Annotated in this window: 11 protein-coding genes and 1 pseudogene; 7 read left to right on the top strand and 5 right to left on the bottom strand. The window is 63.8% G+C overall.

Annotated features, from left to right (window positions below; translation table 11 throughout):
* Window positions 1-11 precede the first annotated feature (11 nt).
* From EJ072_RS13590 to EJ072_RS13560, 7 genes are all read left to right on the top strand, one after another.
* A complete protein-coding gene (locus EJ072_RS13590) occupies window positions 12-980 on the top strand; it encodes a substrate-binding domain-containing protein (RefSeq protein ID WP_126080144.1) in 969 nt (322 codons plus the stop codon).
* 465 nt (window positions 981-1,445) lie between these two features.
* A complete protein-coding gene (gene dnaK / locus EJ072_RS13585) occupies window positions 1,446-3,362 on the top strand; it encodes a molecular chaperone DnaK (RefSeq protein WP_126080143.1) in 1,917 nt (638 codons plus the stop codon).
* Window positions 3,363-3,583: 221 nt separating this feature from the next.
* Window positions 3,584-4,711: a molecular chaperone DnaJ gene (gene dnaJ, locus EJ072_RS13580; protein ID WP_126080142.1), complete on the top strand. Its 1,128-nt coding sequence runs from the start codon at window positions 3,584-3,586 to the stop codon at window positions 4,709-4,711.
* A gap of 145 nt (window positions 4,712-4,856) precedes the next feature.
* Window positions 4,857-5,462 (top strand): phospholipid N-methyltransferase PmtA, encoded by a 606-nt coding sequence (gene pmtA, locus EJ072_RS13575; protein WP_126080141.1) that lies wholly within the window; start codon window positions 4,857-4,859, stop codon window positions 5,460-5,462.
* Window positions 5,463-5,577: 115 nt separating this feature from the next.
* On the top strand, window positions 5,578-6,174 hold the full coding sequence (locus tag EJ072_RS13570) for an NADPH-dependent FMN reductase (protein WP_126080140.1): 597 nt from the start codon (window positions 5,578-5,580) through the stop codon (window positions 6,172-6,174).
* Window positions 6,175-6,197: 23 nt separating this feature from the next.
* A complete protein-coding gene (gene pyrF, locus EJ072_RS13565; RefSeq protein WP_245467301.1) occupies window positions 6,198-6,881 on the top strand; it encodes an orotidine-5'-phosphate decarboxylase in 684 nt (227 codons plus the stop codon).
* A 161-nt stretch (window positions 6,882-7,042) separates the two neighbouring features.
* A complete protein-coding gene (locus tag EJ072_RS13560; RefSeq protein ID WP_126080138.1) occupies window positions 7,043-7,330 on the top strand; it encodes a DUF1330 domain-containing protein in 288 nt (95 codons plus the stop codon).
* On the opposite strand, the gene EJ072_RS13555 is transcribed toward EJ072_RS13560, so the two are convergent.
* From EJ072_RS13555 to EJ072_RS13535, 5 genes and pseudogenes are all read right to left on the bottom strand, one after another.
* The gene (locus EJ072_RS13555) at window positions 7,327-8,394 is read right to left on the bottom strand and encodes a D-alanine:D-lactate ligase-like protein (RefSeq protein WP_245467360.1); all 1,068 of its coding nucleotides are present in this window, start codon (window positions 8,392-8,394) and stop codon (window positions 7,327-7,329) included. The genes EJ072_RS13560 and EJ072_RS13555 overlap by 4 nt on opposite strands.
* A gap of 84 nt (window positions 8,395-8,478) precedes the next feature.
* Window positions 8,479-8,931 (bottom strand): annotated as a pseudogene (locus EJ072_RS36740) (AMP-binding protein); the annotation flags it as partial.
* Window positions 8,932-9,165: 234 nt separating this feature from the next.
* Window positions 9,166-10,053, bottom strand: coding sequence for an RNA polymerase sigma factor (locus tag EJ072_RS13545; protein WP_126080137.1), 888 nt, complete (start codon window positions 10,051-10,053; stop codon window positions 9,166-9,168).
* A gap of 31 nt (window positions 10,054-10,084) precedes the next feature.
* A complete protein-coding gene (locus EJ072_RS13540; RefSeq protein ID WP_245467300.1) occupies window positions 10,085-10,405 on the bottom strand; it encodes a hypothetical protein in 321 nt (106 codons plus the stop codon).
* A gap of 93 nt (window positions 10,406-10,498) precedes the next feature.
* Window positions 10,499-11,473, bottom strand: coding sequence for a 2-dehydropantoate 2-reductase N-terminal domain-containing protein (locus EJ072_RS13535; RefSeq protein ID WP_126080136.1), 975 nt, complete (start codon window positions 11,471-11,473; stop codon window positions 10,499-10,501).
* Window positions 11,474-11,557: the final 84 nt, after the last annotated feature.

Raw genomic sequence — 11,557 nt, 5'->3', positions numbered from 1 at the left:
GAAACAGGACCATGAAACGACGTGAAATGCTGAAGCTCGCCACTTTCGCGGCGGCACTTCTGACGACCACCGCAATTCTGTCCGGCAACCATGCCTTTGCCCAGGACAAGAAGTGGAAGATCGGCTTCTCGCAGGTGACGACCATCGAACCCTGGCGCGCCCAGTTCAACAAGGACATCATCGCCGAGGCCGCCAGGCATCCGGAAGTCGAGCTGATCATCACCGACGGCGAGGACAAGACCGAAAAGCAGGTCGCCGACGTCGAGAACCTGATCCGCCAGGAGGTCGACGCGCTGCTGGTGTCGCCGAAGGAATCGGCCGGCCTCACCGGCGTGGTGCAACAGGCGATCGACGCCAAGATCCCGGTCTTCGTGCTCGACCGCAATGTCGACACCAAGGACTACACGCAGTTCGTCGGTGGCGACAACAAGCTGATCGGCCGGGCTGCCGGCGAATATGCCGTCGAGCTTCTGGGCGGCAAGGGCAAGGCCGCCGGCAACGTCGTCGAGATCTGGGGCGGCATGGGCACGCAGCCGGCGCATGACCGCCATGACGGTTTCCATGAATTCACCGACAAGGAGCCGGGCATCAAGTATCTGCTCGACCAGCAGTCGGGCGACTGGAAGCAGGACCAGGCCTACAACATCATGGCCAACGCGCTGAAGACCAACGAGAAGATCGACCTCGTCTACGGCCACAACGATCCGATGGCCTATGGCGCCTATCTCGCGGCGAAGGATGTCGGGCGCGAGAAGGACATCAAGTTCATCGGCATCGACGGTCTGCCCAACGAAGGCGTGCAGATGGTGAACAAGGGCGAGCTGACCGCGACCTTCACCTATGTCACGCCGGGCGCCGAGGGCCTGCGTCAGGCGATCAAGTTCCTCAACGGCGAGAAGGTCGAGAAGACCATCACGCTGCCGACGGAGAAGATCACCAAGGAGAACGCCGCCAAGATCCTCAAGGACAACGGGCTCTAAGTCCGGAGCCCTGCCGGGCCACGCGCCCGGCAGGGTTTTGCCCGAGCGCGAGGCGCTCCCCTGACAAGCTAGCCGCCGGATGCGTGAAAGGTCGCCGAGACGCCGATTTTCCGGCCTTTCGCGACCGAAAGTCACGCCCCCCGAGGCGAGCGTTACCCTCACCGGATGACGGCTCCAGGCGCCGCCAGCGGCGTCGCGTCCAAAAAAGCCAGTCGGAACAATACGATAGCGCGGGCTCGCGCCGAGCGCGCCGCAACGCGCGGCGGATCGCTGCCAAAGCCTTGCCGAGACAATGAACAGCTTGCGCAGAATGCTTGCGCCCCGTATCGGCTGTTCTTATATACGCCCCAGCCGTCCCGGCCCCCGAAAACCGGTGACCATGACGGGATTTCTTGTGAACAGGGGCTTTCGTCGGAACGCCTTTTGAAGGGTCCTGAGAGCCTGCTTAGAGGAGAGACTAGAACAATGGCAAAAGTTATCGGTATCGATCTCGGCACCACCAATTCCTGCATCGCCATCATGGATGGCAAGGACCCCAAGGTGATTGAGAATGCTGAGGGCGCGCGCACGACGCCTTCCATCGTCGCCATCTCGAATGACGGCGAACGCCTCGTTGGCCAGCCGGCCAAGCGCCAGGCGGTCACCAATCCTGAAAACACCATCTTCGCGGTCAAGCGCCTGATCGGCCGCCGCTATGACGACCCGGTGACGGAGAAGGACAAGAAGCTTGTCCCCTACAAGATCGTCAAGGGCGACAATGGCGACGCCTGGGTCGAGGCCGGCGGCAAGAAGCAGTCGCCCAGCCAGATCTCGGCCATGATCCTGCAGAAGATGAAGGAGACGGCAGAAGCCTATCTGGGCGAGAAGGTCGAGAAGGCGGTCATCACCGTTCCGGCCTATTTCAACGACGCCCAGCGCCAGGCGACCAAGGACGCCGGCAGGATCGCCGGCCTTGAGGTGCTGCGCATCATCAACGAGCCGACGGCCGCAGCCCTTGCCTACGGCCTGGAGAAGAAGGACGGCAAGACCATCGCCGTCTATGACCTTGGCGGCGGCACCTTCGATATTTCCGTGCTCGAAATCGGCGACGGCGTGTTCGAGGTGAAGTCGACCAATGGTGACACCTTCCTCGGCGGCGAGGATTTCGACATGCGGCTCGTCGAATATCTGGCGGCCGAATTCAAGAAGGAACAGGGCATCGACCTCAAGGCCGACAAACTGGCGCTGCAGCGTCTGAAGGAAGCGGCCGAGAAGGCCAAGATCGAGCTGTCGTCGACGACGCAGACCGAGATCAACCTTCCCTTCATCACCGCCGACGCCACCGGCCCGAAGCACCTGACGATGAAGCTCACCCGGGCGAAGTTCGAGCAGCTGGTCGACGACCTCGTCCAGCGCACGATCGAGCCCTGCAAGGCGGCGCTCAAGGATGCTGGCCTGAAGGCTGCCGAGATCGACGAAGTGGTGCTGGTCGGCGGCATGACCCGCATGCCCAAGATCCAGGAGATCGTGAAGCAGTTCTTCGGCAAGGAGCCGCACAAGGGCGTCAATCCGGATGAGGTCGTTGCGCTCGGCGCCGCCATCCAGGCCGGCGTGCTGCAGGGCGATGTTAAGGACGTGCTGTTGCTCGATGTGACGCCGCTGTCGCTGGGCATCGAGACGCTGGGTGGCGTGTTCACCCGACTGATCGAGCGCAACACGACGATCCCGACCAAGAAGAGCCAGACCTTCTCGACCGCCGAGGATTCGCAGTCGGCTGTGACGATCCGCGTCTTCCAGGGCGAGCGCGAAATGGCGGCGGACAACAAGCTGCTCGGCCAGTTCGACCTGGTCGGCATCCCGCCGGCGCCGCGCGGCGTGCCGCAGATCGAGGTCACCTTCGACATCGACGCCAACGGCATCGTCAACGTCTCGGCCAAGGACAAGGGCACCGGCAAGGAGCACCAGATCCGCATCCAGGCTTCGGGCGGCCTGTCCGACGCCGACATCGAGAAGATGGTGAAGGACGCCGAGGCCAATGCCGACGCCGACAAGAAGCGCCGTGCTCTCGTCGAGGCCCGCAACCAGGCCGAGGCGCTGGTGCATTCGTCCGAGAAGTCGCTGAAGGATTATGGCGACAAGGTCTCGGATGCTGATCGCACCGCGATCTCCGATGCCATCGCCGCGCTGAAGACCGCGGCCGAAGGCGACGATCCGGCCGATATCGAGGCCAAGTCGCAGTCGCTCGCCGAAGTGTCGATGAAGCTCGGCCAGGCCATGTACGAGGCCTCGCAGAAGGAAGCGGCCGAAGCCGACGCCAAGGCGGATGCCGCCAAGGATTCGGACGTGGTCGACGCCGACTTCGAGGAAATCGACGAAGACGACGACAAGAAGAAGTCGGCTTGAGCCGGCTGACGGCGATTAAGTGCAAAAGCCCGGTGCAAAGCCGGGCTTTTTTGCAACCTTCGTTGAAAAAGTACGGGCCTGCTTGAAAAAGTGACGGAAAAAACCGGAGCTAGCCTGCTTGGTACTAGCATCCGGGAAACATCGCTCCTAAATCCAAGGCCATGCCGGCAAACGTCGCCAACAATGCTTGAAGACATTGAGCATCCGGACAGCGGGAAAAAATGAAAGCTGATTTCTACGAAACGCTGGGCGTGCAAAAAGGCGCCGACGAAAAGGAACTCAAGAGCGCTTTTCGCAAGCTCGCCATGCAGTTCCATCCCGACCGCAACCCCGGCGACCATGCCTGCGAGCACAAGTTCAAGGAAATCAACGAAGCCTACGAGACGCTGAAGGACCCGCAGAAGCGCGCCGCCTATGACCGCTTCGGCCACGCCGCCTTCGAGGGCGGCATGAACGGCGCCGCGCACGGCTTCGGCGCCGGCGGTTTCGCGGACATCTTCGAGGATATTTTCGGCGACATGATGGGTGGCCGCCAGCGCCGCTCGTCGGGCGGCCGCGAACGCGGCGCCGACCTGCGCTACAACATGGAAATCACGCTGGAAGAGGCCTTTTCCGGCAAGACCGCGCAGATCCACGTGCCGGCTTCCATTTCCTGCTCGGAATGCTCCGGCAGCGGCGCCAAGCCCGGCACGCAGCCGGTGACCTGCTCGATGTGCCACGGCCACGGCAAGGTGCGCGCCACGCAAGGCTTCTTCTCGATCGAGCGCACCTGCCCGCAATGCCAGGGCCGCGGCCAGACGATCAAGGACCCTTGCCCGAAATGCGCTGGACAGGGCCGCGTCACCGAGGAGCGCTCGCTGTCGGTCAACATCCCGGCCGGCATCGAGGACGGCACTCGCATCCGGCTGGCCAATGAGGGCGAGGCGGGCTTGCGCGGCGGGCCGTCCGGCGACCTTTACATCTTCCTGGCGGTAAAGCCGCACGAATTCTTCCAGCGCGACGGCGCAGACCTTTATTGCAAAGTGCCGATCTCGATGACGACGGCCGCCCTTGGCGGCTCCTTCGAGGTCACCACGCTCGACGGCACGCAGACCAAGGTGAAAGTGCCGGAAGGCACGCAGAACGGCCGCCAGTTCCGCCTCAAGGGCAAAGGCATGCCGGTGCTGCGCCAGGCCAATGTCGGCGACCTCTACATCCAGACGGCGGTCGAGACGCCGCAGAACCTGTCGCGCCGCCAGCGCGAATTGCTGGAAGAGTTCGAGCAGCTCTCCTCGAAGGACAACTCGCCTCAGTCGAGCGGCTTCTTCGCCCGCATGAAGGACTTCTTCGAGTCGTTCGGCGAAAACTGATCGTCACACGCCAGCATTGCGCACGGCCTGGGAGGGCGATCCGCTTCCCAAGCGTCAGCAACATCTTATGCCAGCTTGACGCCTTGCCTTGTCCCACCCACCTGCTAAGTAGCGGATCGGGGGGCGAGCATTGAGGAGAGCTCTGATGGCACGTAGTCCCGGATTGCGCAAAGCGCTGGCGGAAAAATTCGACGACGAGCTGAAGTTCTTCAAAGGCTGGATCGACAAGCCGAAAACGGTCGGCTCGATCGTCCCCACCAGTTCCGTCACCGCCCGCAAGATGGCCTCGATCGTCAATCCGAGATCTGGCCTGCCCGTGCTTGAGGTGGGGCCAGGCACCGGCGTAATCACCCGCGCCATCCTCGCCCAGGGTGTAAAGCCGGAAAATCTCTACGCGGTCGAATATTCGACCGACTTCGTGCGCCATCTGCGCGGGCTCTATCCCGGCGTCAACGTGATCGAGGGCGACGCCTTCAATCTAAATGCCACGCTCGGCGAGAAGCGCGACATGGTGTTCGATTCGGTCGTCTCCGGCGTGCCGCTGCTCAATTTCCCGGTCGCCCAGCGCATCGCCTATATCGAAAGCCTGCTCGACCGCATTCCCGCCGGACGGCCGATCGTGCAGCTGACCTACGGCCCGCTGTCGCCGATCCCGGCGGGGCGCGGCGACTACACCGTCGAGCATTTCGATTTCATCTTCCGCAACATCCCGCCGACGCAGCTGTGGATCTATCGCCGCGCGGCGCATTAGGGTTAAGGGAGTAGGGGAGTAAGGCAGTAGGGGAATAGGGAATGAACATTCAGTTTCCGCACTATCCCTACTGCCCTATTCCCTTACTCCCCTACTCCCTTGGCGAAGCAGGCCCATGGCAGTGATCCTACGAATCCTCGTCTTCGCCGGCTCGGTCCGGACCGGCGCCTATAGCGGCCGGACCGCCGATGTGGCGCAGAAGGAATTGGCCGTGCAGGGCGCGGAAGTGACGCGCATCTCGCTCGGCGACTATCCGCTGCCGATCATGGACGAGGACCTCGAAAAGGAAAAAGGCATCCCCGAGAACGCGCTCAGGCTCGGCCGCCAGATCGCGGCGCATGACGGGGTCCTGATCGCGACGCCCGAATATAACGGCTCGATCCCGCCATTGCTCAAGAACGCGATCGACTGGGTGAGCCGGATACGCCGTGAGGGCAGCCGCACCTTCAGGCCGCTTGCCGGCAAGCCGGTCGGGCTCTGCTCGTCCTCCGAGGGCAAGTTCGCCGGCATACGCTGCATCAACCATCTGCGCGCGGTGCTGGTGCGCTGCCAGATGGAGGTGATCACGCCGGAATGCTCAGTCTCCGAGGCCGACGAAGCCTTCGCCGAGGACGGACAATTCAGGGACGCCAGACTACACCAATCGATGGAGCGCCTATGCCGTACACTGATGGAAACCTCGCGCATGCTGTCGACCCGGATCGAGGTGTGATCAATTTCGCGGAGGCAGACACGATGCGGGGCCGTTTGATCGTCGGGCTCGACCTTCCGACGCTGAAGGAGGCCGAGACGGCGGTACGCGAGCTCGAAGGCGCCGTTTCCTTCTACAAGATCGGCTACCAGCTGGCCTTTGCCGGCGGGCTAGACTTCGCGCGGGAGCTCGCCAGCGGCGGCACCAAAGTGTTCCTCGACATGAAGCTGCTCGACATCGACAACACCGTGGCCAAGGGCGTGGAGAACATCGTCAAAATGGGTGTCTCGATGCTGACGCTGCATGCCTATCCCAAAACGATGAGAGCGGCTGTCGAGGCGGCCAAAGGCAGCGATCTGTGCCTGCTTGGTGTGACGGTGCTGACCTCGATGGACGAGCAGGACATGATCGACGCCGGCTATGAATACGACCCGCACACGCTGGTGCTCAGGCGCTCCGAACAGGCGCTGCATGCCGGCATGGGCGGCATCGTCTGCTCGGCGGAAGAGGCCGAAGCGGTGCGCCGCATCGTCGGCCCCGACCTGGCGGTGGTGACGCCGGGCATCCGCCCGTCGGGCAGCGACCATGGCGACCAGAAACGCGTGGTGACGCCGGCGCAGGCGATCCGCAACGGCGCCAGCCATCTCGTCGTCGGCCGGCCGATCGTCAAGGCGCCGGACCGCCGCGCCGCGGCCGAGGCGATAATCGCCGAGATGCAGTCGGCCTGAGGACCGGTTCTGAAACTCTACTCCGGCGCGTTTTCTGCGCTTCCGGTACTCACGTACTTTAAGTACGCTCCGCTCCGGTTCTCGAAAAAACCACCAGCTGCCTCACCGGAGCGACTTTCGGAACCGGTCCTCGCTCCGTGCGCGCAAACAGGAGGAACGCAATGCCCAAGGGATATTGGATCGCTCGCGTCGATGTGCGCGACGCCGAGGGATACAAGTATTATGTCGCCGCCGCGAAGCTCGCCTTCGATCGCTTCGGCGCGAAATTCCTGGCGCGCGGCGGCGAGCATGAAAAGGCCGAAGGGCCGGGCCGCGCCCGCAACGTCATCATCGAGTTCGAATCGCTGGCCGTGGCGCATGACTGCTACCACTCGCCGGAATACCAGCGCGCCGCCGCCATTCGCCAGAAAGTGGCCGACGGCGAGATCGTGCTGGTCGAGGGCGTTTAGCGAAAGAGCCTATTGGCCGCCGTCTCAGCCATCGCATCCGCGAGGCTCATGCCCCATTCCCTGCGGCAATAGTCGCGAAAATCGAAGCAGGGCAGGCCGGGGCAGACTTCGAACTCGATGAGGTGGACGGTGTCGTCAGCGTCGACTCTGAGGTCGACGGAAAAGACATCTCTCAGGCCGAGACCGCTTATCAGTTTTTGCGCGATGGCGCGGATTTTTCGATCCGCCGCCGGCTGGCTGGCGCCGACAGCCTCCAGCTCCGGCTCGACATAGGTGCCCGCATCCTTCGCGGCCTGGCCGGTCTCGCCATAAAGCGCCATCGAGTCGGCCATGGTCTGGAAGTCGCCGCCGGAATCGACGAAGAAGATACCAAGCGCCTCGATGCCGGTTTCGGGCTTTAGCCCAAGGAAGCTCGCGCGCACGTTGCGGCCGGCGACATAGGGCTGGACGACGACGTCGTCGCGGTAATGGGAAAAGACGCGCCGGCTAAGCTCCAGCGCATGGCCGAGATCGGTGATGCGCGAATCCGGCCAGATGCCGATCTTGGCGCCGAGCCGCTTCGGCTTGACGAACCAGCCCTTGGGCGAGGCCGGCGGCTCGACCAGCCATTCGCCGTTGCGCGCCAGGCCGGCTTGCGGCACCGGCAGGCCGAGCGCGCCAAGCACGGCGCCGCAGCGGAACTTGTCCTGGCAGAGCGCAAACAGCGAATCGTCGGCGCCGATGGTGCGCAGCCCGTTCAGCCGCGCCAGCGCCGGCGAAGCGCCGCCCCGGAAATAGGCAATGCCGTCGGTCAGCGTCCAGACCAGCGTTGTTGCGGGATCGGCCTTTGCCAGCACCGGCACCGCGTCGTCGAGCTCTACAGGCTTGAAAGCGAGGCCGCGCTTCTCGCAGGCGGCGGCGAGCAAGTCGAATTCGGGCGCAAGGTCGGTCGACTGCGCCAGATAGGACGAAATTTCCAGGGCACGATCCGCCGGGTATCCGTCGGCGGACAGGCGGTCGAGGCAGGCCTTTTCCGGCTCGTAGACGAGGATGAGGGTCGGCTGATCCTGGGCGCCTTCCGGCAAGGGCGCCGTTTCCGGCTGGAGCGCGATTTCGGACTCCGCCGAATCGATCGAGATATGCGGAACGGGCAGGCGCGCCACGCGCGCGGCATAACCGGAAACGCTGATCACCATCGTGACGTTGGCGTCCTCGATGATCATCACCATACGGTCTTCGGGAAACGCGGTGGCCAAGGGCACGAATGCCGCCCCGGCCTTCATCACTGCAAGCACCGCGATGTAGGTTTCGGCGGAGCGGTCGAGCAAAAGGCCAATCCTGTCGCCTGGCTTGACACCGCGCTCGATCAACAGATGGGCAAACTGGTTGGCGCGGCTGTTCAGCTCGCGATACGACCAGCGCCGACCGCCGGAGATGACCGCCGGTGCGGCATCGAAGCGGCTCGCCAGATCGGCGAATAACCGGTCGAGCCGCTCATGCGGCTCGCCTTTCTGGATGAAATCAGGGCCGATCAGGATCTGCTCGCGCGGCGGCGCCGCGGTGGCTGCTTTGGCCTTGCGGGAATCCTGCTTGGCGGGCTTGGTGGCTTCGGTAAGAGACATCAGAGAACCTCGCGGGCTCCTGTCCGCCCGCATTACGTGAGTGGTGAAATGATAAAAAACTAACGACGGCTGGCCAGGCGCCTTCTTCGCGGACGGTGAAATGATCGTGCCGTGGCGCGTATGGGACCGGGGACTGGCCGACTTCGAGCAGGCCTATGCTGCTGCGCTGATGGCCGATCCGTGACGATCGCGCGGCTTCACGATGATTTGATGGAGCAGTGCCTCACGCGACGATCAAACGCCGACGGGATGGATGTCTGCATTCTCGAGGCAGTAGGCTGCATGGCGAAAATCGCGGATGCGCACAACCTCTTCGCCGCGCCAATGGACCAGCACGAAGCCGCGCACGGCATCGTCCGCCTGCGGGTTGCGGATGAGGATCGCCGGCAGGCCATCGACAAAGCCGAGCGACAGTGTCCAGTCGCCGAGGCGCTCGTAATTGCCGAAATAGGTCGAGGCTTCCTTCTTGCCGGTGAGGCGGGTGCGGTTGACGACGTCGACCTGGACGTCCTGGGCGATCAGCGCCCTGACCCCGTCGAAATCGCGCGCGTTGAACAGCTCGATATAGCGGCGCAGCCGGCGCTCTTCTTCCGGTTCGAGTTTCGGCATCGCGAGATCGGCCGGCGCCGAAGCCAGCGCCTTCAGCTCCGCCCGGCCGCGATGCAGAGCCGCCTTGGTGGCGGCAAGCGTCGCGCCCGTCACCTCGCAGGTCTCATGCAAGGTGAGGCCAAGCACGTCGACGAGGATCACGGCGCTGCGCTGCGCCAGCGTAAGCTGCATGAAGCTGCGCAGGCTTGCCGCCGCCGCGAGCCTCACCTCGGCGTTGGCCGAGAGATCCTCGATCGTTGTCATGTCGGCCTCGGTGACGCGGGAGCGCTCCCGCTGGCGGCGGCGCAGATGATCCTGCGCCGCGTTATGAGCGATGCGGAACAGCCACTGCTCGGGGCGTTCGACGAGAGCGCCGCCATCATGGGCGGCGAGCGCCTTCACCACTGCCTCCTGCACGATGTCCTCGCCCTCGACGGCGGAGCCCGCCATGCGCGCGACATAGCGGTGCAGTTTCGGGCGCAGGCCGACGAGCATGGCTTCAAGTTCCGCGCGGCCGAACCCTGCCAAGCTCATCGTCCTCTTTCTCGCCTCGCCAATGCCAAGGTCAGGCGGGCACGGCTTCATTGGCCCTGGCCAGCATACGATAATCGCCGACGATCTTCGCCGGCGACCTCACAAGCGGCGTCGAACGCCGGCCGGCATGATCGGCGCTGAACGCCTTGAACGCGTCGAGCTCGGTCAGCGCCGAGCTGTCCTTGTCATAGCCGACAAGGTGGACGAACTCGCCGTTATCCAACTCAAGCACCAGATAGCGCACCGATCGCGGCTGCGTTTCGTCCAGCGCCTCGAACACTTTTTCCACCAGCGCCCGGTTCTCGGCGATGTTGGCGTCCTTCACGCCATAGCGGATCAGATTGTAGGTCATGGGAGTCTCCTGTTTGCGGGTCTGCATGAGGAAGACGTTCCATGGGCCCGAAAGGATTCTCGGGCGGCTCTGTTTTTTGATTGCCTCCGGCGATCAGCCGGTTCCGTCGGCCGCGCCGATCATGGAGGCGATCGTGTCGTCGCCGGCCGATTGCGGCCGCATCCGGCCGCTGGCCAGCGCGATCGACAGTCTGCACAAGGCTGCGTTGACGGGCGTCGCCATGCCGTGCAGCCGCCCGAGCAGCACGATCTCGCCGTTGAGGAAGTCGGTTTCGAGGGAGCCCGTCCCGCGCACGATGCTCTGCAGCGTCGACGACCCGACGCGCGTTCGGCCGGGAATGGCGGTTATGGTCAGTTCCTGGCGGGCCATGGCGTCGGTCTTGTCCCACGCTATTCCGGCGGCGGTCAGCACCGCCTCCGCCTCGGCGAGCGCCCTGGCATACCATTTCCGCTGAAGCTCGGTGTCGCCAAGCGCCGCGTCGATGATGTTGCGAAGATTGGCCAGCAGCTTGCGGTATTTGCTGTCCATCACATTGTCCCTGGCCTCGACGATGAAGCCGGACGTGCTCAGGACCCCGCACAGTTTCTCGACCGCGTCGTCGGTTCCGGAAGGATAGCGGCCGATGTCGAAGGCGCCGATCTTGGGCGCGAAATAGGTCCCGACCTCGCCGGGCGTGTCGTAATCGGCCGGCAGCATCACCGTTGCGCCATAGACATTGGCAAAGAAACGCAAGGCCAGCGCCTCGTTGGCGACGCCGTTCTGGAAGCAGAATACGGGTTGCGTCGCCAGGCCGGCGGCGTTGAGCCGTTGCAGCGCGCCGAGCGTGTCTGGCGTTTTCATCGTCAGCAGCACGACATCGTCCGGCTCGAAGGAAATCTCCGCCGGGTCGGCATAGACAGGAAAGCGCGCGGTCCTGGTGCCTTGCGGAGTGGAAAGCGACAGTCCCGAAGCGCGGATGGCATCAAGCTGCCTGCCGCGGGCGATGCCGAGGACCGTGTGGCCGAAAAAACTCAGCTGGGCCGCGATGGCGCCTCCTATCGCGCCGATGCCATAGACGATGATGCGCATGCTCTTCCCGCTGATTGGAGTTCGGTCGACAACTGTTGACTGAAAAAGCCTACAGCGTTGTCGCTAACCCGGCGATCACCTGCC

It is taken from the genome of Mesorhizobium sp. M2A.F.Ca.ET.046.03.2.1 (genome assembly GCF_003952425.1).
GTDB lineage: Bacteria > Pseudomonadota > Alphaproteobacteria > Rhizobiales > Rhizobiaceae > Mesorhizobium.
This window is presented reverse-complemented; position numbering and strand designations above follow the sequence as displayed.